The organism is Streptomyces sp. NPDC001796 (genome assembly GCF_042892355.1).
In the GTDB taxonomy this organism is placed as follows: Bacteria; Actinomycetota; Actinomycetes; order Streptomycetales; family Streptomycetaceae; genus Streptomyces.
On the sequence record NZ_JBIAUC010000008.1, the window covers coordinates 243,991 to 266,873 of the forward strand.

18 protein-coding genes are annotated in these 22,883 nt (G+C 72.3%); 9 read left to right on the top strand and 9 right to left on the bottom strand.

The window, feature by feature from the left end; translation table 11 throughout:
- Positions 1 to 363 precede the first annotated feature (363 nt).
- The 7 genes from ACFYZE_RS19110 (at position 364) to ACFYZE_RS19140 (ending at position 9,540) form a co-directional block, all read left to right on the top strand.
- Positions 364 to 2,337, top strand: a complete 1,974-nt coding sequence (locus tag ACFYZE_RS19110) for a beta-ketoacyl synthase N-terminal-like domain-containing protein (protein ID WP_388995001.1) — start codon at positions 364 to 366, stop codon at positions 2,335 to 2,337.
- On the top strand, positions 2,334 to 3,872 hold the full coding sequence (locus tag ACFYZE_RS19115; protein ID WP_388995004.1) for an amino acid adenylation domain-containing protein: 1,539 nt from the start codon (positions 2,334 to 2,336) through the stop codon (positions 3,870 to 3,872). Before ACFYZE_RS19110 ends, ACFYZE_RS19115 begins: the two co-directional genes overlap by 4 nt.
- Before the next feature lie 66 nt (positions 3,873 to 3,938).
- The gene (locus tag ACFYZE_RS19120) at positions 3,939 to 5,123 is read left to right on the top strand and encodes an FAD-dependent oxidoreductase (RefSeq protein ID WP_388995007.1); all 1,185 of its coding nucleotides are present in this window, start codon (positions 3,939 to 3,941) and stop codon (positions 5,121 to 5,123) included.
- A gap of 240 nt (positions 5,124 to 5,363) precedes the next feature.
- Positions 5,364 to 8,153, top strand: coding sequence for a nitrate- and nitrite sensing domain-containing protein (locus tag ACFYZE_RS19125; protein ID WP_388995010.1), 2,790 nt, complete (start codon positions 5,364 to 5,366; stop codon positions 8,151 to 8,153).
- 14 nt (positions 8,154 to 8,167) lie between these two features.
- Positions 8,168 to 8,599, top strand: a complete 432-nt coding sequence (locus ACFYZE_RS19130) for a roadblock/LC7 domain-containing protein (protein WP_200419577.1) — start codon at positions 8,168 to 8,170, stop codon at positions 8,597 to 8,599.
- Positions 8,592 to 8,966, top strand: a complete 375-nt coding sequence (locus tag ACFYZE_RS19135) for a DUF742 domain-containing protein (RefSeq protein ID WP_200419576.1) — start codon at positions 8,592 to 8,594, stop codon at positions 8,964 to 8,966. Before ACFYZE_RS19130 ends, ACFYZE_RS19135 begins: the two co-directional genes overlap by 8 nt.
- Complete coding sequence (locus ACFYZE_RS19140) at positions 8,947 to 9,540, top strand: ATP/GTP-binding protein (RefSeq protein WP_388995012.1); 594 nt, start codon at positions 8,947 to 8,949, stop codon at positions 9,538 to 9,540. Before ACFYZE_RS19135 ends, ACFYZE_RS19140 begins: the two co-directional genes overlap by 20 nt.
- Before the next feature lie 27 nt (positions 9,541 to 9,567).
- On the opposite strand, the gene ACFYZE_RS19145 is transcribed toward ACFYZE_RS19140, so the two are convergent.
- Complete coding sequence (locus ACFYZE_RS19145; RefSeq protein WP_388995015.1) at positions 9,568 to 10,404, bottom strand: alpha/beta fold hydrolase; 837 nt, start codon at positions 10,402 to 10,404, stop codon at positions 9,568 to 9,570.
- 159 nt (positions 10,405 to 10,563) lie between these two features.
- Here ACFYZE_RS19145 and paaK point away from each other — a divergent pair, with 159 nt between their 5' ends.
- A complete protein-coding gene (paaK, locus tag ACFYZE_RS19150) occupies positions 10,564 to 11,859 on the top strand; it encodes a phenylacetate--CoA ligase PaaK (RefSeq protein ID WP_388995018.1) in 1,296 nt (431 codons plus the stop codon).
- A 6-nt stretch (positions 11,860 to 11,865) separates the two neighbouring features.
- On the opposite strand, the gene ACFYZE_RS19155 is transcribed toward paaK, so the two are convergent.
- The 8 genes from ACFYZE_RS19155 to ACFYZE_RS19190 form a co-directional block, all read right to left on the bottom strand.
- Positions 11,866 to 13,362 (bottom strand): acyl-CoA synthetase, encoded by a 1,497-nt coding sequence (locus tag ACFYZE_RS19155; RefSeq protein ID WP_388995021.1) that lies wholly within the window; start codon positions 13,360 to 13,362, stop codon positions 11,866 to 11,868.
- A gap of 67 nt (positions 13,363 to 13,429) precedes the next feature.
- Positions 13,430 to 14,980, bottom strand: coding sequence for an acyl-CoA synthetase (locus tag ACFYZE_RS19160; protein ID WP_388995027.1), 1,551 nt, complete (start codon positions 14,978 to 14,980; stop codon positions 13,430 to 13,432).
- Positions 14,977 to 16,086, bottom strand: coding sequence for a nitronate monooxygenase (locus ACFYZE_RS19165; protein WP_388995030.1), 1,110 nt, complete (start codon positions 16,084 to 16,086; stop codon positions 14,977 to 14,979). The genes ACFYZE_RS19160 and ACFYZE_RS19165 overlap by 4 nt, the downstream gene beginning before the upstream one ends.
- A 200-nt stretch (positions 16,087 to 16,286) precedes the next feature.
- On the bottom strand, positions 16,287 to 16,493 hold the full coding sequence (locus ACFYZE_RS19170; protein ID WP_388995033.1) for a hypothetical protein: 207 nt from the start codon (positions 16,491 to 16,493) through the stop codon (positions 16,287 to 16,289).
- Positions 16,490 to 18,100 (bottom strand): phytoene desaturase family protein, encoded by a 1,611-nt coding sequence (locus tag ACFYZE_RS19175; RefSeq protein ID WP_388995036.1) that lies wholly within the window; start codon positions 18,098 to 18,100, stop codon positions 16,490 to 16,492. Before ACFYZE_RS19175 ends, ACFYZE_RS19170 begins: the two co-directional genes overlap by 4 nt.
- 58 nt (positions 18,101 to 18,158) lie before the next feature.
- The gene (locus tag ACFYZE_RS19180; protein WP_388995039.1) at positions 18,159 to 19,046 is read right to left on the bottom strand and encodes an oxygenase MpaB family protein; all 888 of its coding nucleotides are present in this window, start codon (positions 19,044 to 19,046) and stop codon (positions 18,159 to 18,161) included.
- Positions 19,047 to 19,145: 99 nt separating this feature from the next.
- Positions 19,146 to 19,541, bottom strand: coding sequence for an iron chaperone (locus tag ACFYZE_RS19185; RefSeq protein ID WP_388995297.1), 396 nt, complete (start codon positions 19,539 to 19,541; stop codon positions 19,146 to 19,148).
- A 176-nt stretch (positions 19,542 to 19,717) separates the two neighbouring features.
- Positions 19,718 to 20,173 carry a carboxymuconolactone decarboxylase family protein gene (locus ACFYZE_RS19190; RefSeq protein ID WP_388995042.1) on the bottom strand — a complete coding sequence of 152 codons (456 nt, stop codon included), beginning with the start codon at positions 20,171 to 20,173 and terminating at the stop codon, positions 19,718 to 19,720.
- A 182-nt stretch (positions 20,174 to 20,355) separates the two neighbouring features.
- Here ACFYZE_RS19190 and ACFYZE_RS19195 point away from each other — a divergent pair, with 182 nt between their 5' ends.
- Positions 20,356 to 22,821, top strand: coding sequence for a tetratricopeptide repeat protein (locus tag ACFYZE_RS19195; RefSeq protein WP_388995045.1), 2,466 nt, complete (start codon positions 20,356 to 20,358; stop codon positions 22,819 to 22,821).
- Positions 22,822 to 22,883 lie beyond the last annotated feature (62 nt).

The window sequence follows — 22,883 nt, forward strand, 5'->3', positions numbered from 1 at the left end:
GCCGTTTCGGCCAGGGCGCCATGCGCGGTTTCCCGCCAAGATCCATGCCGCTCCTGACGACCCGTTGTCCCGCCCCGACGTGGGGCTGTCCCGCTACAGGCCCCAGGGGGAGCCGACCTGCTCGAGAACCTCTCCCGTCCGACGGACGAGCCCGGTACGACGGCGTGCCGGGCTCCTGAGCGGACCGTCCCTTCCGCCCGGAGACGGGGGCCTGGCGGTAGGGCGGCGTGTCGGACGCCACGTTGCGTCCACCGTGCCGCCCTCGGTAATGCCGTGATGCCGCGTCGACAGCCGCAAGGCCGTGCGGCAAGGTCAACTGCGCCATCTCCCACGGACAGTGGCGAACATCGAAGGAGTAACGTCATGAACAGGTCGGACGCGGACGCCCGGGCGGTGGCGGTGATCGGCGTGGCCTGCCGGCTTCCCGGCGCATCGGGAGCCGACGAGCTCTGGGCCCTCCTGAGGGACGGTACGGACGCCACCAGTGAGACTCCTCCCGAACGTTATGACGTGGACGCCCTCCACTCCCCCGTCCCCGGGCCGGGCCGCATAGCCAGCCGCCGCGCGGGCTACGTGGACGGCATCGCCCACTTCGACGCCGAGTTCTTCGGGATGTCCGCCACGGAGGCGGTGGAACTCGACCCGCAGCAGCGGCTGTTGCTGATGACGGCCTGGGAGGCGCTGGAGGACGCGGGGCAGCGGCCCGACCTGCTGGCGGGCAGCCGGACCGGTGTGTTCGTGGGCAACGCCCGTGCCGACTACCTGGAGTTGGCGCTGCGCCAAGGTCCGCACGGCGCCACCGCCTCGCAGTTGAACAACTTCCGCTCACTGCTGCCCGCCCGGATCTCCCACACCTTCGACTTCCGCGGGCCCAGCGTCGTCGTGGACACGGCTTGCTCCTCCTCCCTGGTCGCCGTCCACCAGGCCGTGCAGAGCCTGCGCTCCCGGGAGACCCCTCTGGCCCTGGCCGCGGGCGTGAACCTCAAACTGCGCCCGGACGAGGGCCTGGTGATGACACAGGCCGGCGGCATGGCCGCCGACGGGCGCAGCAAGTTCGGTGACGCGAACGCCGACGGCCACGCGCCGAGCGACGCTGTGGCGGTCGTCGTCCTCAAGCGCCTGGCGGACGCTGTGGCCGACGGCGACCGCATCCGCGCCGTCATCCAGGGCAGCGCCGTCGGCAACGACGGCCGCACCAGCGACTCGGTGCTCAACCCCTCGCTCCAGGGTCAGATCGACGTGCTGCGCTGGGCGTACGAGGACGCCGGGATCGATCCCGCGGACGTGGACTACGTCGAGGCGCACGGCTCCGGCTCGCCCTCGTTCGACCCCCTGGAACTGACCGCGCTGGGCCGGGTCCTGGGCGAGGGGCGCCCGGCCGACCGGCCGCTGCTCGTCGGCTCGGTCAAGACGAACATAGGGCACGCGGAGGCCGCCGGCGGCCTGGCCGGGCTGATCAAGGCGGTGCTCTGCCTGGAGCACGGGCAGGTGCCCGCCAGCCTGCACCTGTCGAGGCCGAACCCCGAGGTGGCGTGGGACGAGCTGCCGCTGGTGGTGCCGACCGGGCTCGTCGACCTTCCCGAGAAGGGCCGGCCGGCCGTCGCCGGTGTCTCCGGGCAGGGCTCCTCGGCGCTCAACGCACACGTGGTGATCCGCAGCCCCGCCCCCGCCGAAGCGCCCGCCGCGCCCCGCAGCGCGCGGGGCCCGGCGCTCACAGGCGCCGCACGCCCCACGCCGTACGTCCTCGTGCTCTCCGCGCGCAGCCCCGCCGCCCTGGAGGCCCTCGCCCGGTCGTACGCCGACCATCTCTCGCCGGGCGGCGCGGGGGCCGCGTACTCCGTGCGGGACATCTGCTACAGCGCGGCCACCCGTCGGCAGCATCACGAGCACCGGCTCGCGGTCGTCGGGGCGAGCCACGAGGAGCTGGTGGCCGCGCTGACCGGCTCGCCGGGGCTGGGCGGCAGACCGCTGTCGGCCGTCGCCGAGCGCTACCGGAGGGGCGAGGACGTGGACTGGGGGGCGGTGTTCGGCGACCCGGGCCGCTTCGTCCCGCTGCCCACGTACCCGTGGCAGACCAAGCGGTACTGGCCGGGCGAGGAGCACGACGACGACGGTGGCGACCTGGCGTCCTGGGTGCTGCGCGAGCACGCCCGCACCGGCTTCGACGACACGTCCACGCTCACCGACATCGGCATCGACTCCCTGGCCAAGCTGCGGATCATCGTCGAGCTCACCAAGCGGTCCAGCCAGGAGGTCGACCCCGAGGAGTTCGGCAGGCTGCGCACCGTGGGTGAGCTGCGCCGGTGGACGCGCGACCTGGAGGCGGCCGCCCGATGAGCCACCCGGAGACCGCGTACGCCTGGTTCGCCCGTTCCGCCGACACCTACGGCGAGGACGCCGTCGCGCTGGAGGTGGACGAGGACCGGCTCACCTATGCGCAGCTGCGCGACCTGGCGGAGCGGCTGGCCGCCCGGCTGGTCATCGCGACGGGCGGCACCCCGCCGCGCCGCGTGGGCCTGCTGGCGAGCCGTTCGGTGACCGCTTACGCCGGGTATCTCGCGATCCTGCGGGCCGGCGCCACCGTCGTCCCCCTCAACCCCGAGCACCCCCCGGCCCGCACGGCCGAGATCGTGAAGGCCGCAGAGGTGGAGGTCGTGCTGGCCGACACCGCCGGGGCGGGCACCGACCAGGGGGTGCCCGCCCTCGTCGTGGGGCCCGACGAACTGGCGGCCCTGTCGAAGGAGCCCGCGCCCGAACTGCCGTATCCGGCAACCGGCCCCGACGACATCGCGTACATCATCTTCACGTCCGGGTCGACCGGCACCCCCAAGGGCGTACCGATCCCGCACCGCAACATCGCGACCTATCTCGCCCAGGTCGCGCCGCGGTACGACATCGCACCCGGCAGCCGGCTGTCGCAGTGCTTCGAGCTGACCTTCGACGGCTCCGTGCACGATCTGTTCGTCGCCTGGGCGGGCGGCGGCACCCTCGTGGTGCCGCGCCGCAGCCAGCTGCTGTCCCCGGTGAAGACCGTCGGCTCCCTGCGCCTGACCCACTGGTTCTCCGTTCCGTCGCTGGTCTCCTTCGCCTCCCGCCTCGGCACCCTGAAACCCGGCAGCATGCCCACCCTGCGGTGGAGCGTCTTCGGCGGCGAACCGCTCACCCTGGAAGCGGCCCGTCAGTGGCGGGCCGCCGCACCCGGCAGCCGTCTGGAGGTGCTGTACGGGCCGACCGAACTCACCATCTCCTGCACGGCGTACCGGTTCCCGGACGACCCGGCGCAGTGGCCCGACACCCCGAACGGCACCGCCCCGATCGGCACCGGTTATCCGGTCCTCGACCTGCTGCTGATCGACGAGGACGGCCGCCCCGCGGACAGCGGCGAGCTGTGCGTGCGCGGGCCGCTGCGGTTCCCGGGCTACCTGGACCCGGCGAACAACGCCGGACGTTTCCTGGACCCTGACGGACGGCCCGGCGACGACGGGCCGCTCACCGACCGGCACTGGTACCGCACCGGGGACCGGGTGGCGATGCGCGACGGGCGGCTGGTCCACCTCGGGCGCACCGACCAGCAGGTGAAGGTCCGCGGGCACCGCATCGAACTCGGGGAGATCGAGGCCATGGTGCGGCAGCAGCCGGGGGTACGGGACGCGGTCGTCCTCGCGGTGCCCGCGTCCGACGGCGAGCCGGAGCTCCATGCCGCGGTCAGCGGCGACGGCTGCACGTCCGACGGGCTGTTCGCCGCCCTGACCGAGCGGCTGCCGCCGTACATGCTGCCCCGCCGGATCGCCGTCCTCGATCAACTGCCGCTGAACGCCAATGGCAAGATCGACCGGCGGGCCCTGCTCGACGACCTCGGACGCTCCCGCTGAACGACGCCCGTGCGGGTCACGGCACCACAACACCCCCTCCCCGACGTCTGTTGTGAGGCAACCCAGATGTACGACGCCATCGTGGTAGGCGCCCGTTGCGCCGGTGCGCCCACCGCCATGCTGCTCGCCCGCGCGGGGTACCGGGTACTCCTGCTCGACAAGGCGCCCTCCGGCACGGACACCCTCTCCACCCATCTCATCCACCAGCCCGGGGTGGCGGCGCTCGCCCGCTGGGGGCTGCTGGACGCGCTGCGCGCCTCGGGGTGCCCACCCCTGGACCAGGTGGTCTACGAGGTCGCCGACATCCGCCTCGAAGGGTGCGCCCGGGGTGTGGAAGGGCAGCGGGCGGCGTTCGCGCCGCGGCGCCACGTCCTGGACGCCCTCCTGGTGGAGGCGGCGGCCGCAGCGGGCGTCGAGGTGCGCCACCACTGTCGGGTGACCGGACTGCTGCGCGACTTCAGCGGGCGGGTCGTGGGGGTGGAAGGTGGATCCGGGATGGATTCCTTCACCGAACGCGCACACCTCGTGATCGGCGCGGACGGCATGCGTTCCACCGTCGCCGGGCTCGCACAGGCGCCGTACACCGTGGAGCATCCCCGGCTGACCTGCGCGTACTACACGTACTGGGCGGACGTCCCGGCCACCCTGGAGCTCTACGAGCGACCGGGCAGCTGGGTGGCGGCCGTGGCCACCAACGATGCGGCGACGCTGGTCCTCGCCTACTTCCCGCAGTCCCGCTTCGAGGAGGTACGCACCGACGCCCGGCGGGCCTACCTGGAACAGATCCGCACCACCGCGCCCGGCCTGTACGAGCGGCTCGCGGGCAAGGAGCCCCTGGAGCGGCTGCGCGGCACCGGTGACCAGCAGAACTTCTTCCGGCAGGCCGCCGGGCCCGGCTGGGTCCTGGTGGGCGACGCGGGGCACCACAAGGACTCCATCACCGCGCGCGGCATCAGCGACGCCTTCCTCCAGGCCGATGCCCTGGCCCGCAGGCTGGAGGGCCGGCTCGACGGCGACCCGGCCGGACTCGACGCCGCCCTCGAGGATTTCGCCAAGGAACGGGACGAACTACTCACTCCGGGCTACGAGTCCACTCTCGGCGTGGCCCAACTCACACCGCACGAACAGCGGCTGTCCCTGCTGCGTGCCGTGCAGACGGATCCGGAACTGACGGCGATCTATTTCGACATGGTGGCCGGAATCGAGACAGCGGGCGCCCTCTATACTCCCAAGCTTCTCGCTCTGCTGTGATATGTCCCCCCGCGTCCGCCCGAACGGCGACAGCAGCCAATTCCGCGAACGCGCCTGGCAACTCACGTATGAAAGCCGTTAGTTGCCCTAAGCGGAAGCTGACGCTGCTGCATGATCCTGATACGGTTCAGCCTGATCGCCGACTCCGATGACGGTGAGGTCAAGTCGCCGCGCCGGGCACAATCCGGCACTCGAACCGTCCCAACCGAACCAGTGCTTCGCTGCCGTACGAGGAATCAGATGCCAGGCACCCGCGACCGGCGGACGCGTCATCGGTCCGCCCCGCGCAGATCTCTCCGATTCTCGTTCGTCCTGCCCTTCGTCGTGCCCGCCGTCTGCCTGACCGGACTGTGGGGGTACACGGCGGCCGGTCTCGTCGACGAGCACGTCCAGTTGCAGGCCGACGCGGACCACGACACGTCGGCCGCCCGGCCTGCCCAGGCGGTGCTCTCCGCGCTCCAGAACGAGCGCCGTCTGACCGCCGTCTGGCAGGCGAGCCGCGCCGGCGCCGCGCGCAGTGACCTGGAGGCCGCCCGCAAGAGGACCGACGCGGCCCTCACCGCCTACCGCGGCTCCTCCGGCCTGGACACCTCGACGCTGCGGCGCCTGGCGAAGCCGCTCGACGACGCGCTGGCCGCGCTGTCCGACCGCCGCCAGGCGATCGACGCCCGCACCTTGTCCGCCGCCGACGCCTTCCAGTACTTCACCGACAGCATCACCCAGGGCGTGTCGCTGGTGACCGCCGCCGTCCGCAGTGACAACGGCGACCTGGCGCGGGGCGGCTCCGCCACGGTCTCCCTGGTGCAGATCACGGAGATGCTCTCGCGCCAGGACGCCCTGCTGTCCGGTGTCCTGCCCTCCGGGCGCATACCGGCGACGACCCGCGCCCAGTTCGCGGAATACCTGGCGCTCCAGCGGGAGTTCAGCGCGGGCCTGACCGCCCGTGACCTGCCCGCAGGGGCGGCCGCCGGCTACACGCAGATCACCGACGGCGCGCAGTGGACGACGCTGGGCACGCTCGGCGACGCGGTGGCGTCCGCCCCGGGCACGACGCTGCCTTCCAAGGCCTCGACATGGTCGGACACCGCGAACGGTGTCCTGGGCGATCTGCAGTCGCTGGGCGCGGACTCCGTGCGGGGGCTCGCGGACGACGCCTCGGACCGGGCCGACGAGCTGCTGCTGGGCATGCTCCTGGGCACCGCCGCCACCCTGGCCGCACTGGCCGGCGGCACGGTGCTCGCGCTGCGCGCCCGCCGCGCCACGCTCGGCCGGGTGTCCGAACTCGAGGCGCGGGCCGAGGAACTGTCCCGTGCACTCCCCCAGTTGCTGGCCCGTATCGAGCGCGGCGAGCACGTGGACCCTGCCGTCCTGGGCCCGCAGGATCGCCAGGCCGGCGACGAGCTGGAACGGCTGGCCGGGGCCATCGACCGGCTGGGCCGGGTCGCCGCGGACACCGCGATGCGTCAGTCGAGGGGCCGCGAGGGCACCGAGAAGGTCTTCGCGCAGCTCATCCGGCGTACCCAGATCCTGATCCACCGTCTGATCTCGCTCCTGGACGACCTGGAGCGCAAGCACGAGGACTCCGACCTGCTGAAGGACATCTTCAAGGTCGACCACCTCGCGACCCGCGTGCGACGGCACGCGGAGAACCTGGTGATCCTCAGCGGTTCCCCGCCGAGCCGCCGGATGACCGCGCCGGTCTCCATCACCGACGTCATGCGCAGTGCGGTCGCGGAGACCGAGCAGTACACGCGCGTGAAGGTGAAGAACCTGCCCGCGGAGCGGCGTGTCGCCCTGGCGGGCCGGGCCGTCGCGGACGTCACGCACCTGCTCGCCGAGTTGATCGAGAACGGCACGAGCTTCTCCCCGCCGGACACCCAGGTGTTCGTCAGCGCCACCAAGGTGGCCAAGGGGCTGGCCATCCATGTCGAGGACCACGGACTCGGCATGCCGTCCGACAAGATGGCGTACGCCAACGAGCTGCTCGCCCATCCGCCCCAGCTGGACATGACGTCCCTGGGCGAGGACCCGCGTCTCGGCCATTTCGTGGTCGCCCGGCTCGCCGAGCGGCACAAGATCAAGGTGGAGCTGCGCGACTCCGTCTACGGCGGCACGCTCGTCGTCGTCCTGCTGCCCTCGGAGCTGCTGGAGGATCTCCAGTCGCCGGTCATCGACCAGCTCAGGTCGGCGGCCGCGGCGGCCGGCAACGCGCTGCAGAGCGAGCCCCGGGCCGAGGACAGGGCGCTCGCGGGCGCGGCCGTGGGAGTCACCGGAAGCGTGACCGCGCCGGCGGTCGTGGGAGCGGACGTGCTCACGCACTCCCGCATCGCGGATCACAGCGGCTTTCCCGAGTACGGAGGTGCAGGTCTGTTGCCGCCCGTGTCGGAACACCCGGTACCCCCTTCCGAGCCGGACCGGTGGGGCATGCCCCAGCAGGCGGCCCCGGCCCCAGGTGCGGCGGCCCCCGAGGCCGCACCCGGGTACACCGGGCCGTCGGCCGAGTACGCCGGGTACAGCGGGCCGTCGGCCGAGTACCCGGGGCAGTCGGCCCGGTACTCCGGGCCGTCGACCGGGTACGGCCGGCCGCAGGCCGGGCCACCGGCGGAGCAGGACCGGCCCCAGGCCGGACCCCCGCCGGGTCAGCACCGGCCCCAAGCCGGGCCGCCGTCGGGTCAGCACCGACCGCAAGCCGGGCCCCCGCTCGGACGTGAGCCCGGCGCGGGGCGCACCGCACCCGCCGGGCAGGCGTCCGCACCCGATGCGGCGCGCCCGCTGACGACACCCCCGGTGCTGCCGCAGCGGACCCGGGGAGCCAGCCTCGCGCAGCAGTTGCGCAGGGAGGCAGCACAAACCCAGGGCCGGCCCGAGGGCGAAGAGGACAACGGCGTCGTCTCCCCGGAAGCGTCGGCGCGCGCGATGATCGCCATTCAGCAGGGGCTGAAGCGGGCCCGGATGTCCGATCCGGACGGGTCGGCCGGCGCGGAGGGCCGGCCGCAGGATTCGAGGGACCCCGGTGCCAATCGACTGTGAGGGAACGTTGAGCAATGACTGAGCAGGTACATCCCGGGCCGCAGCTGGACTGGCTCCTCGACGGCCTGGTGGACCGGATCCCGGAGATCCGCTGTGCCATCGTGCTGTCCGGGGACGGCCTCCTCATCGGCAAGTCGAAGGACCTGCGCCGCGACGACGCCGAGCACCTGTCGGCGGTGGGTTCGGGCATGCACAGCCTGGCCCGGGGCGCCGCGCGCCACTTCCACGGCGGGGAGGTCCAGCAGACGGTCATCCAGATGGAGAGGGCGTTCCTGTTCGTCACGGCCGCGGGCAGGGGCGCACGGCTGGCCGCGATCGCCTCGGAGGAAGTGGATGTGGGGATGATGGCCTTCGAGATGGGCACGCTCGTCAAGCAGGTAGGCCAGTACATGAGCGCCGCACCTCGCGTCCAGACATCGTCCGGTGGTCTTATTCAGGATGCGTGAACCGCGGTGGCTCGACGGTGCGGAGGCCGGGCGTCATTTACGGCCGTACGCCATCACGGGCGGGCGCACCCGCCACAGTCAGCACACGTTCACACTGATCACGCTCGTCGTCTCGCGGTCCGAGGCTGAGTTCGAGTACGAGTACCTGGAGCCGGAGTCGGTCCAGATCCTCGAGCTGTGCCGGGACCGCGCGGTGGCGGTCGCCGAGATCGCCGCGCATCTGGACCTGCCGGTGAGCGTGGTGAAGATCCTGTGCGGGGATCTGCTCAACGCCTCGCTCATCATCGTCCAGTCGCCGCCCGGGCAGGACGAGCAGCCGAGTGTGGAAATCATCGAAAGGGTGATGGATGGTATCCGTCAGCTCTGAGCCGGTCATGCCCACCGCGCTGAAGATCCTCATCGCGGGCGGTTTCGGCGTGGGCAAGACCACCATGGTGGGCTCGGTGAGCGAGGTGCCCCCGCTGGAGACAGAGGAGCGCATGACCGAAGCGAGCCTCGGGGTGGACGACCTGACCGGGGTGGAGGGCAAGTCGTCCACGACGGTCGCCATGGACTTCGGCCGGATCACCATCGCGCCGGAGCTGGTGCTTTACCTGTTCGGCACGCCCGGGCAGGACCGGTTCTGGTTCATGTGGGACGACCTGGCGACTGGCGCGCTGGCGGCGGTGGTCCTCGCCGACACCCGCCGTCTGGACGCCTCGTTCGCCTCGATCGACTTCTTCGAGGCGCGGGAGATCCCTTTCGCGGTGGGAATCAACTGCTTCGACGGGCGGCGGGACTGCACGGCCGAGCAGGTCCGGGCGGCGCTGGACCTGGACGCGTCGACACCGGTGCTCCTGTGCGACGTACGGGACCGCAACTCGAGCAAGGCGGTTCTCCTGGCGGTCCTGGAGGCCGCCCGGGCCCGGGCGGCGGCCCGTCTGACCCCCATGGGCGGCTGACGCCCGAGGCCACCGGCTCAGGCCCGCTCAGCCCGCGAAGAAGGCGTCCACGCGCTCGGTGAAGTGCTCGGGGTCGTCCAGCCACGGGTAGTGCCCGGCGCCCGGCTGGACCGTGAACTCGGCGCGCGGGAAGAGCTCGGTGACGCGACGGGCGAGTTCGGGGCGGGGACCGCCGTCGAGTTCGCCCGCGTACACGAGGACGGGCGCGGTGAGGCGGGCGAGCGCGGCCAGAGTGGCGGGCGGGTCGAAGGCCGCGTCGGAGAGGAAGACCTCGGCCGCCGCGTCATTGGCCTGACCGGCCCGGTCCGCGACGTGCTCCCGCGCCGCAGCGTCCCACCGCCCGTAGAAGAAGGGTATGAAGACCGGGTCGAACTCGCCGTCTCCCTTCAGCCAGGCCTCGAACGCGGGGAAGGCCTCCTCGAACCAGGGCTCGCCCTCGCGCAGCCGTGCCGCCTCGAGCCGGTCCTCGGCCGTGGCGGGCATCCCGAGCGCCCAGGGTGTGACGGTGACCAGGGCGAGCCGGGCGACGCGCTCCGGGAACCGGGCTGCGTGGAGCAGCGCCAGGCTGCCGCCCGCCGAGTGCGCGAGGATGTCCATGCGTTCCAGGCCGAGGTGCTCGCGCAGCGCCTCCACGTCGTCGACGAGCCGGTCGCAGCGGTAGGTGTCCGGGTCCGCCGGCACGGCCGAGTGCCCGGTCCCGCGCAGATCGAGCAGCACCAGCCGCCGCCGGTCGGCGAGCCCGCCGAGGTCCCCGAGGTACGCGGAGGCCCGCATCGGCCCACCGGGCAGCACGACGAGCGGCTCTCCCTCTCCCCACAGGTGGTAGGCGAGTCGGGTCCCGTCGAACGCGTCAAAGGTCGGCATGTACCTGATCTTCGCGGCAGGGCGGGTTTCGCCGCAAGAAAGTTCCGGGCAGGCCCTTGCCTCCGGCCGGGCGGCCTGGATTACTGATCCTCGACATCTACCGAATGATCGGTCGACCGGTTGCAGACGATTGCTCTTGATTGCTAGGGAGGCGTCCCCATGGCGCACGCTCAGGGCCTGCTGGACGCGGGGGAACGGCTCGACGCCCAGGCGCTGCGGGCCCTTCAACTCGAGCGGCTGCGGGCCTCGCTGCGACATGCCTACGAGCACGTTCCCTTCTACCGGGAGTCCTTCGACAAGGCAGGGGTGCGGCCGGAGGACTGCCGTACGCTCGCGGATCTCGCCCGGTTCCCCTTCACCGTGAAGGCGGACCTCAGAGAGCACTACCCGTACGGCATGTTCGCCGTCCCCAGGGAGCGGGTCCGCCGCATCCACGCCTCCAGCGGCACCACAGGACGGCCCACGGTCGTCGGGTACACCGACAACGACCTGTCGATGTGGGCCGACATGGTGGCCCGGTCCATCCGCGCGGCGGGCGGCCGGCCCGGTGACACGGTGCATGTGGCGTACGGCTACGGCCTGTTCACCGGCGGCCTCGGCGCGCACTACGGCGCCGAGCGTCTCGGCTGCACGGTGATCCCCGCCTCCGGTGGCATGACGGCCCGGCAGGTGCAACTGATCCAGGACCTCCGGCCCGGGGTCATCATGGTCACCCCCTCGTACATGCTCACCCTGCTGGACGAGTTCGAGCGCCAGGGCGTCGACCCGCGCACCACCTCCCTGCGCGTCGGCATCTTCGGAGCCGAGCCGTGGACCGAGGAGATGCGGCGCGAGATCGAGGAAAGGTTCGCGATCGACGCGGTGGACATCTACGGGCTGTCGGAGGTCGTCGGCCCGGGTGTGGCTCAGGAGTGCGTCGAGACGAAGGACGGCCTGCACGTGTGGGAGGACCACTTCTACCCGGAGATCGTCGATCCGATCACCGGCGAAGTACTGCCGGACGGTGAGGAGGGCGAGCTGGTCTTCACCTCCCTCACCAAGGAGGCCATGCCCGTGATCCGGTACCGGACGCGGGACCTCACCCGGCTGCTGCCCGGCACGGCGCGGGTCTTCCGGCGCATCGAGAAGATCACCGGGCGCAGCGACGACATGGTCATCCTGCGCGGGGTCAACCTCTTCCCCACGCAGGTCGAGGAGATCGTGCTGCGCACCCCGGGCGTGGCGCCGCACTTCCAGCTCCGGCTGACCCGCGAGGGCCGGCTCGACGCGCTGACCGTGCGGGCCGAGGCCCGGCCCGACGCCACCCCGGAGCAGCGTGAGGCGGCGGCGCTCGCCATCGCGGCGGCCGTGAAGGACGGCATCGGTGTCTCGGTGCGCGTCGAGATCGTCGAACCGGAGTCCCTGGAGCGGTCGGTGGGCAAGATCAGGCGGATCGTGGACCTGCGGCCGCGCTGACCCCCGTCAGCGCGCGAACCGGTCGCGCAGCTCCCGCTTCAGGATCTTCCCGCTCGCGTTGCGCGGCAGCTCGTCCACGAACAGCACCCGCTTGGGCGCCTTGAAGTGCGGCAGTTTCTCGCGCACGTGGTCGATCAGTTCGGCCTCGGTCACCTCGCCGCGCGGTACGACGACCGCGGTGACCGCCTCGATCCACCGCTCGTCCGGCAGCCCGATCACCGCGGTCTCGGCGACCCGCTCGTGGCTGTACAGGGCGTCCTCGACCTGCCGTGAAGCGACCAGTACGCCACCGGAGTTGATGACGTCCTTCACCCGGTCGACGATGGTGAAGTACCCGTCGGCATCCCGCACGGCGAGGTCCCCGGAGTGGAACCAGCCGTCGCGGAACGCCTCGGCGCTCTCCTCCGGCTTCTCCCAGTAGCCCTCGCACAGCTGCGGTGACCGGTAGACGATCTCTCCCTGTTCCCCGTCGGGCACGTCCTTGCCGGACTCGTCGACGAGCTTCGCCTCCACGAACAGCACCGGACGCCCGCACGAGTCCATGCGTCCCTTGTGCTCGTAGGGCCCGAGGACCATGGCGAGCGGGCCGATCTCGCTCTGCCCGAAGCAGTTGTGGAACGCGAGCTTCGGCAGCCGCTCCTTGAGGCGCTCCAGGACGGGCACCGGCATGATCGAGGCGCCGTAGTAGGCCTTGCGCAGGCCGCTGAGGTCGCGGGTGGCGAAGTCGGGGCGGTTCGCCAGTGCGATCCAGACCGTGGGCGGCGCGAACAGGCTGTCGGCGCGGCCCGCCTCGACCAGGTCGAAGAGCCGGTCGCCGTCGGGCGCGTCCAGGATGACGTTCTCCGCGCCGACGGCGAGGTAGGGCAGCAGGAAGACGTGCATCTGCGCCGAGTGGTAGAGCGGCAGGGCGTGCACCGGCCGGTCGCCCGCGCTCAGGTCGAGGGCGGTGATCGCGCTCAGGTACTCGTGCACCAGGGCGCGGTGCGTCATCATCGCGCCCTTGGGCAGCGCGGTGGTGCCCGACGTGTACAGCAGTTGCACCAGGTCCTCGGCGCGCGGTTCCTCGCCGTCGTACGGCTCGGCCGCGGCCAGCCGCGCGAGCAGCGAGTCGTCCGCGTCGCGCAGCGGCAGCCGCCGTGCGCCCTGCGGGAGGTTCCCCGCGAGGTCGGGGTCCGCGAGGACGAGGGAACAGCCGGACTGGTCGACGATGTACGCCAGGTCGTCGCCGGTCAGGTTCTGGTTCACCGGTACGTGCACCAGCCCGGCGCGGGCGCAGGCCAGGAAGGCGATCAGATAGGCGTCGGAATTGTGGCCCAGCGCGCCGACCCGGTCGCCGGGGGCGAGCCCGGCCTCCCGCAGGACGCGGGCGGCGCGTGAGACGGCGTCGTCGAGTTCCGCGTAGGTCCACGACCGGTCGCCGTAGCGGATCGCCACCCTCGCCGGCGTGCGCCGGGCGCTGCGCCGCAGCGTGCCGTCGACCGTGACGCTTCGTCCCGCCGTCATGTCCCGCTCCTTCGTGTCCGGCCCTGGCGCGATCCTCGCCGGGCACGCGGGGCAGGTCAAGCAGCCGTCACACGGGGCGGGTACGGCCCTCCCAGTACGGTTCGCGCAGCCGTCGTTTGTACAGCTTGCCGTTGGGGTCGCGGGGCATCGTCCTGACGAAGTCGACGCTCTTGGGCCGCTTGTAGCCGGCGAGTTGCCGTGCGCAGTGGTCGAGGATGTCCGTGGCGAGTGCCGGGCCGGGCTCATGACCGGGGGCGGGTTCGACGACCGCCTTGACTTCCTCGCCCCAGTCGTCGTCCGGGATGCCGAAGACGGCCGCGTCGGCGACGGCGGGGTGGGTGAGCAGCGCGGCCTCGATCTCGGCGGGGTAGACGTTGACCCCGCCGGAGATGATCAGGTCGATCTTGCGGTCGCGCAGGAAGAGATACCCGTCCTCGTCGAGCACGCCGAGGTCCCCGACGGTGAAGAAGTCGCCGATGCGGTTGTTGCGTGTCTTGGCCTCGTCCTTGTGGTACGAGAAGCCGCCGGTGCTCATCTTCATGTAGACGGTGCCGAGTTCGCCGGGCGGCAGCCGGTTGCCGTCGTCGTCGAAGATCGCGAGTTCGCTGATGGGCCATGCCTTGCCGACCGTGCCGGGCTTCTTCAGCCAGTCCTCGGCGGTCGCGAACGCGCCGCCTCCCTCGCTCGCCGCGTAGTACTCCTCCACGCACATGCCCCACCACTTGATCATCGCCCGCTTCACATGGTCCGGGCAGGGGGCGGCGCCGTGGATGGCGTGACGCATGGACGAGACGTCGTAGCGGGCCCTCACCTCGTCGGGCAGGGCGAGAAGCCGGTGGAACTGGGTCGGCACCATGTGCGTGTGCGTGCACCGGTGGGCGTCGATGAGGCGGAGCATCTCCTCGGGCGTCCACTTGTCCATCACGACCAGCCGGTGTCCGATGTGCAGGGACGCACCCGCGAACTGGAGCACGGCCGTGTGGTAGAGCGGTGAGCAGACGAGGTGGACGTTGTCGTCGTAGGGCTTGATACCGAAGATGCCGAGGAAACCGCCGAGGTAGGCCACCTCGGGCGGTTTTCCGGGCAGTGGGCGGCGGATGCCGCGGGGGCGGCCCGTGGTGCCCGAGGTGTAGTTCATGACCCAGCCGAGGGTGCGCTCGTTCGGCGCCGACCCGGGTTGCCCGTCGAGGAGTTCGGCGTACGGCCGGAAGCCCTCGGCCTCGCCGACGGAGTACCGGTGGGTGGCCGGCAGTCCGGCCTCGTCGGCGGCGGCGCGTGCCGCGTCCGCGTAACGCTCGTGCGCGACGATCGCCTTGGCACCGGAGTCGGAGACGATCCAGGCGATCTCCGGCCCGACGAGGTGGTGGTTGACGGGGACGAGGTAGAGCCCGGCCTGGGTGGCGGCCAGGTACGTGGTGAGCAACGCGACACCGTTGGGCAGGACGACGGCGAAGGAGTCACCGGTCCGCAGCCCCGCCGCGCGCAGCCCGTGCACCAGCCGGTTGGCGTCGGCGAGCAGCCGCCCGGCGGTCCACTCCTCCCCGTCGGGGGCGACGAGGACGACGCGCTCGGGATCGGCCGCTGCATGGGCCCAGAAACCGTTGGCGGACTGGCTCACTGCTGGCTCCTTCCGGCGATCCGGTTGATGCGGTCGACGGCCTTCTCGAAGCCCCGGGTGAGGTCGTCGACGACGGCCTGGACGCTGCGTTCGCCGGTCATGCGGCCGACGATCTGGCCGACGGGCGTGCCGAGCAGCCGGTCCACCTCGTACTTCTGGATGCGGGTGATCGCCTCGGCGACCAGCAGGCCCTGCAGCGGCATGGGAAGGGCGCCCGGGCCGTCCGGGTCGTCCCAGACGTCGGTCCACGCGGTACGCAACTGCCGGGCAGGTTTGCCGGTCAGCGCCCGGGAGCGGACGGTGTCGCCCGAGCCGGCGGCCAGCAGCTTGCGGACGAGGACGGGCGAGGGAAGTTCGGCCTCCGTGGTGGTCAGCCAGATCGAGCCGAGCCAGACGCCCTGCGCACCCAGCGCCAGGGCGGCGGCGACCTGCTGCCCGCTGCCGATGCCGCCGGCGGCCAGCACGGGCAACGGGTCGACGGCGTCGACCACTTCGGGCGTGAGCACCATGGAGGCGATCTCACCGGTGTGGCCACCGGCCTCGTACCCCTGCGCGACCACGATGTCGATGCCCGCCTCCTGGTGCTTGCGGGCGTGCCGGGCGCTGCCGGCGAGCGCGGCGACCGGTACGCCCTGCGCGTGGGCGCGTTCGACGACGTCGGGGGGCGGGGAGCCGAGAGCATTGGCCAGCAGCCTGATCGGGTATTCGAACGCGACATCGAGCTGGCTGCGGGCGACCTGTTCCATCCAGCCGGTGATCCGCCACCCGGACGCGTCGCCCTCGGCGAGTTCTGGCACCCCGTACTCGGCCAGCGTGTCCCTGACGAACTGCCGGTGCCCTTCCGGGATCAGCGCCTCGACATCGGCCTCCGTCGCGCCCTCCACCTTCTTGGCGGGCATGACGACGTCCAGTCCGTAGGGGCGGCCGTCGACGTGCGCGTCCACCCAGTCGAGGTCGCGCTTGAGGTCGTCCGGGGCGGTGTAGCGGACCGCGCCGAGCACGCCGAAGCCGCCGACCCGGCTGATCGCCGCGGCGACGGCGGGAAACGGCGTGAACCCGAAGAGGGCGTGCTCGATTCCGAGTTGCTTGCTCAGCTCCGTCTGCATGGGCGCAGGATGCCGCAGCGGCCGAGAGGACGGAAGAGTTTTCCTGATGGGCCGTCAGATTTTCGGATCGGCCATTTCCCAACCGATCGGTCATACGACCTGCTGCTGCGGCCCGGCCTGGAGGGCACCCTGCGCGCGGACCAGCTGCCGCTGCCCCTGCGGATCGTCCGGCGGGTCCCGGCACTGCGGTCGGTGGCGGGTTACGTCGGCGGCGTCGGCGTACTCCCCGAGTACGCACGGGCGTTCGCCCGCCGCCGACGGCCGGGGGCGGACCAGGGGTCAGCCGCCTCCTGGGGATCGGCGCCGCCCCGGGCCGAGACCAGGTCGCTGGTGCACTCGATGAGCTGCCGGCGCCGGGCCTGCTCGGTGAAGGTGGGGGCGCCGTCCCCGTGGCCGGATCCCGTCACGCCCGGGCACCGTCCGGCAGCGGCTCCCCCAGGTCCTCGAGCACCGCCATCGCCGCGTTGTGCCCGGGCACGCCGCTCACCCCGCCGCCGCGCACCGCCCCCGCGCCGCACAGCAGGACGTTCGCGTGCCGGGTCTCCACGCCCCAGCGGCCGGTGCCCTCCTGGGCGTACGGCCAGGCAAGTTCGCGGTGGAAGATGTTGCCACCCGGCAGCCGCAGGTCGTGCTCCAGGTCGAGCGGGGACCTGGCCTCGATGCAGGGGCGCCCGTCCGCGTCGGTGGCCAGGCAGTTCTCGACCGGCTCTGCGAGGTGGGCGTCCAGCTGCGCCAGCGTCGACTTCAGCAGCTCCTCGCGTACGGCGTCGTTGTCCTCCTCGAAGAGCCGGGCAGGGGTGTGGAGGCCGAAGAGGGTGAGGGTCTGCCAGCCGCGCTCGACGAGGTCGGGGCCGAGGATGGTGGGGTCGGTGAGTGAGTGGCAGTAGATCTCGGACGGTGGCGCCGCGGGCAGTGAGCCGGCGGCGGCCTGGGCGTGGGCGGTGGCCAGTTGCTCGTATCCCTCGGCGATGTGGAAGGTGCCGGAGAACGCCTCGCGCGGGTCGACGGCGGTGTCGCGGAGCGCGGGCAGCCGGGTGAGCAGCATGTTCACCTTCAGCTGGGCCCCCTCGGCCGGGGCCGGCGGGGTGTCGCCGGTGAGCCGGGCCAGCTCCTGCGGGGAGGCGTTCACCAGGACGTGTCGGGCCAAGACGGTGCCCTCCCCGTCCGCGCTGCGGTAGGTGACCTCGGCGGCGCGCCCGTCGGTGTCGACCCGTACCACCTCTCGACCGGTGGCGACGACCGCCCCCGCGGCGCGCGCGGCGGCGGCGAGCGCGTCGGTGAGGGCGCCCATGCCGCCGACGGGGACGTCCCACGCGCCGGTGCCGCCGCCGATGACGTGGTAGAGGAAGCAGCGGTTCTGCTTCAGGGAGGTGTCGTGGGCGTCGGCGAAGGTGCCGATGAGCGCGTCGGTGAGGACGACTCCGCGGACCAGGTCGTCGGTGAAGCGGTCCTCGATCGCCGCGCCGATCGGCTCCTCGAACAGCGCCCGCCACGCATCCTCGTCGTCGATGCGGCGGCGCAGGTCGTCACGGGTGGGCAGCGGCTGGGTGAGCGTCGGGAACACCCGCTGGGCCACCCGCCCGGTCATGCCGTAGAAGCGCCGCCATGCCTCGAACTCGCGGTCGGAGCCGGTGAGCCGGGCGAACGCCTCCCGGGTGCGCCGCTCGCCACCGCCGACGAGCAGCCCGGTGGGGCGCCCGTTGCGCTCGACGGGGGTGTACGAGGAGACGGTGCGCGCCCGCACGCGGAAGTCCAGCCCCAGGTCCCGCACGATCTTCCGGGGCAGCAGGCTGACCAGGTAGGAGTAGCGCGACAGCCGTGCGTCGACCCCGGCGAACGGGCGCGTGGACACTGCGGCGCCGCCGGTGTGGTCCAGCCGCTCCAGCACGAGCACGGATCGCCCGGCCCGGGCCAGATAGGCGGCGGCCACGAGGCCGTTGTGGCCGCCGCCGACGATCACGGCGTCGAATCGCTCGTGTCTCTGGTTTCCCTCGTGTCCTTCGCGTGCAGGCATGCTTCTTCGTAGCACGCGAAGATCCGGATCGGCCAGAGACGGGCCGGGCGGCGCCGGATCAGTCGACGTGCCCGCCCACCTTGTACGGCGCGGGCCGTGCGGCGGGGCCGAGCCGGGCCATGGCGCGCAGAACGTGCTTCGGGGGCAGTTGCCAGCGCACCCGTGCGGGGATGCGGCGCAGCAGGGTGCCGGTCAGGCGCAGCCGCCGGGTGACCGCCGCGGGGCTCGGGGCCGGGCGGCCGTAGAGTTCGTGGGCGTACGAGGGCAGGGCGGCGTACGCCAGGTTCGCCACACGCCGCCACAGCAGGGCGCGCGCCGGGACCAGCAGCGGGTGGACCGGCGGGCGCCGCAGGAAGTCGTCCACCTCGCGGGCCTCGGGCCCGGCGGCTAGTTCGGGTCGCACCTTCTCGAAGTACGCGGCCAACTCGACCTGGTCCGCAGGCACTTGCTCGGGGTCGAGTCCGACCAGGGCGGCGGCGGCCCGGTTCTCGCCGATGTACCGGTCGGCCTGTGCCTCGGTGAGCCGGAACCCCGAGCGGCGCAGGACGTGGAGGTAGGAGTCGATCTCGGCGCAGTGCACCCACAGCAGCAACCCGGGCTCGTCGACCGCGTACCGCTCGCCTGTGTCGGGGTCCGTGGCACCGAGCATGCCGTGGATCTTCCGCACCCGCGCCGCCAGCCGCTCGGCGGCCTCGGTGGTGCCGTACGTCGTCGTCCCGACGAAGTCGGCGGTGCGCATCAGCCGGCCCCAGGCGTCGCGGCGGAAGTCCGAGTTCTGCACGACGCCGCGCACGGTGGGCGGGTGCAGGGCCTGGAGGTAGAGCGCGCGGATCCCGGCGACCCACATCATGGGGTCGGCGTGCATCTGCCAGGTCACCGAGGAGGGCCCGTAGAACCCCGGATCCGCGTCCACCCGGCCAGTGTGACCTCGCCTTGCGGGCTCCATCAACCCACCGTCCCACCGCGGTACGCGGGCTCGGCGACCGGGCCTGCCGTGCTGACACGTCAGCACGGCCGACCTGATCCGGACGACAGGCCCCAGGCCTCAGTTCACCGCCTGCTTCACGAGCGCGCCGATCCTCGCCTCGTCGGCGGAGGTCAGCTCCTTCAGGGCGTAGGAAGCCGGCCACATGCTGCCGTCGTCGAGGTTGGCCTTGTCACTGAAGCCGAACGTCGCATAGCGGGACTTGAATTTCTCCGCGCTCTGGAAGAAGCAGACGACCTTGCCGTCCAGGGCGTACGCGGGCATCCCGTACCAGAGCTTCGGGGCGAGTTCCGGAGCGCTCTCCTTGACGACGGCGTGGATCCGTTCGGCCATGACCCGGTCCGACTCCTGCATCCCGGCGATCTTCGCCAGCACGGCCGCCTCGTCCTCCGCCGCCTTGGCGGCCTTCGACCCGCGGCGCGCGGGCGCCTTCAGCTCCTTGGCGCGCTCCTTCATCGCGGCTCGCTCCTCGTCCGTGAATCCCTCGGACGTCGTGTCGGTCGCGGTGGTGCTCTTGGCGGGCTTCTGTGCGTCCTTCACAGCGGGTCTCCCACGGGTGTGTGGATCATGGATGTACGCAGTATCGGTGTTGAGATCGCTCGCCGGCTCGCCTTTGCCGGTGGCGCCGGGCGTCAGCCCCACGCGCCGGCGATCTGACGGGTGGTGGCGTTGAGCCGGTTGAACAGGTTGGTGACGCCGATCATCAGGACGATCGCCGCGAGCTGCTTCTCGTCGAAGTAGGTGGCGGCCGTGTCCCAGACCTCGTCGCTGACCGCGTCGGGACGATCGGCCAGCCGCGTCGCGGCCTCGGCCAGCGCGAGCGCCGCCCGCTCCTCCTCGGTGAAGTACGGGGCCTCCCGCCAGGCGGCGACCGCGTCCAGCCGCTCGTCGCTCACCCCGGCCTTGCGGGCCGTCCTGGCGCCGCCGACGACGCAGGCGCTGCAGCCGTTGATCTGGCTGACCCGCAGATGCACCAGTTCCAGCGTCTGCGCGTCCGCGCCACCGGTCTGCACGGCCTTGAGGATCTCCTGGATGGGCTGCATCGCGCCGGACAGGACGACGGCGGGGTTCTGCATACGGGACTGCATCTCGGTGTTCTCCTCTTCCGGGCCGCTGCCCCGCTGTCGTCGGGGCGTGACTCCATGACAGCCGGGCCGGCTTTCTCCGGCCACGGCGTTGGGACACCGTGGGACAGCTGAAACAACCTTGACCAGCGGCGACTTGGCTCGGGAGACTTCTGCCCGAGCGGGACGGGAAGCGGGGGGAACGGTTGGACGCGCAAGCACGGACGGCGAAGGCCGACCCACAGGAGGAGCTGGCGGCCCGGCTGCGCCTGCTGCAGGAACTGTCCGGGCTCGGCGTGCGGGCCCTCGCGCGGGACACCGGCCTCAGCTCGTCGTCGCTGTCGCGCTACCTCAACGGGCAGACCGTGCCGCCCTGGCCCGCGGTGGTCGCCCTCTGCCGCCTCGTCAAGCGCGACCCCCGGCCCCTGCGTCCGCTGTGGGAACGGATTTCGAACCCGTTGCCGGCGCCCCCGAGGAGCAGCCGCCAGGTCCGGCCGCTGCCCCGGAACGATCTGCCTCGCGACGTGCCCGACTTCACCGGACGGGAGGCCCGGCTCGCCGCCGTGCTCGCCGCGGTGGACAGCCATCGGGTGGTCTCCGTCGACGGCATGGCGGGCGTCGGCAAGACCTGTCTGGCGGTGCACGCCGCGCACCGGCTCGCCGCCGACTTCCCGGACGCCCAGCTCTATGTGGACCTGCACGGGTTCACCGAGGGCCGGCCCCCGCTCGACCCGGATTCGGCGCTGAGGATGCTGCTCGGCGCGCTCGACGTCCCGTCCGAGAAGGTGCCGCAGGAGGGGATCGAGCAACTGGCCGCCTGCTGGCGGTCGGAACTGGCCCGCCGACGGGTCGTCGTGGTCCTCGACAACGCGGCCGACGCCGACCAGGTCCGCCCGCTGCTGCCCGGCGCCGGCCCCTCCGTCGCCCTGATCACGAGCCGCAACCGGCTCCTCGGCCTGGACGAGGCGCCGCCCGTCTCGCTCGACGTGCTGAGCCCGCAGGAGAGCGCGGAGCTGCTGGCCCGGGCCAGCGGCGACCCCGTCGGCCCCGAGGGCAGGCTGGCCCGCGAACCGGAGTCCACCGCCGAGGTGCTGCGGCTGTGCGGCCATCTGCCGCTGGCCCTGCGGCTGGCGGCGGCACGGCTGCGGCACCGGCCGGGCTGGACCGTGGGCATCCTTCTCGAGCGGATGGCGCAGGGGGTGAGCGAGTTCGACGCCGCGTTCGGCGCGGCCTTCGCCATGTCGGTGCGGCAGCTGAACCGTTCCCAGGCCCGCCTGTTCCGGATGCTGGGCCTGCTGCCCGGGGAGTCCTTCGACGAGTACGTGGTGGCGGCCCTGGCGGACGTGCCGCTGCGCAGCGCCCAGGCGATGCTGGAGGACCTGCTCGACGCGCACCTGGTCCAGCAGCCGACGGCGGGCCGCTACCGGCTGCACGACCTGGTGCACCAGCACGCGCGCCGGGCCGCGGCGGAAGAGGACTCGGCGGCCGAGCGGGAGCGGGCATTGGGCCGGGTGCTCGGCTACTACGTGCACGCCGCGGCCGCCGCCGACGCCGCCATGCCGTTCGTGTCCCCCGGCCGGGCGGCCGCCGCGGGCCCGCCTCCGGCCGAACTGCCGCGGTTCCCGGACAAGAACGCGGCCTTCGCCTGGCTCGTCACCGAGTACGGAAACCTCATCGCCGTCTTCGAGACGGCGGCCGCCGTCGGGGCCGACGTGCACGTGTGCGAGCTGCCACGCTTCCTGCGGGCCTACTTCGCACGCCGCTGCGGCACGACGCATCTCAACGTCCTCTTCGAGCGATCGCTGGCTGCCGCCGAGCGACTGGGCGATCCGCTGCGGCTGGCCGAGGCGCACAGCGATCTGGGCTTCGCGCGGTACAACGCGGGCCGGATGGCCGAAGCCGCCGCCGCGTACGATGCGGCCGCGCTCCGGTTGTCCGAGGCGGGGGACGCGCGGGCGGAGGCCGAGCTGGCCATGCGCCGCGGCTGTCTGAGCTGGGACGCCGGGCACGTCGAGGAGCCGCTCGAACTCTTCCGGTTGGCGGGGAAGTTGTACGAGCAGGCCGGTTGCCCGACGGGCGCGGCCGAAGCGGCCGCGTCGGAGGCCTGGGCGATGCTGCAGCTGGGGCACCGTGAGGAGGCGGCGCGGCGGGCCCGGGAGGTGCTGGGCATCCCCCACACCGACCCCGCGTGGCCGCCCGCTCTGACGGCCCGGATCACGCTCGGGGTGGCCATCGCCCGCGAGGAACCCGACGAGGCGGTGGAGCATCTGCGTCACGCGCTGGCGGTGGCCCGCGACGACGGGCACCTTCACAACCAGGCGTGGTGCCTGAACTGCCTGGGCGTGGCGCTGCGGCAGATGGGCCGGTACGAGGAGGCACTGGCCGGACACCGGGAGGCGTTCGCGCTGCTCGACGAGCTGTTCGAGGAACACTGGAAGATCCACTTCCTCAACGGCTATGCCGAGACCTGCCTGCTCGCGGGCCTGACCGAGGAGGCCCTACGACTGCACCGGCAGGCGCTGGAGCTGGCCCCGAAGCTGGGAAACCGGTACGAGGAGGTGCTGGCCCACGAAGGCATCGCGGCCGTGCTCGACCAGACGGACCCGGCGGGGGCCGCCGAGCAGCGCACGGCGGCGCAGGCCCTCCTGCGGGAGCTCGGCCCCAGGGCATAGAGTCCACCGACGGTACGGATTCGTGCTCGGCGCTGCTGTCCTGCCAAGGAGCCTCCGGCCGT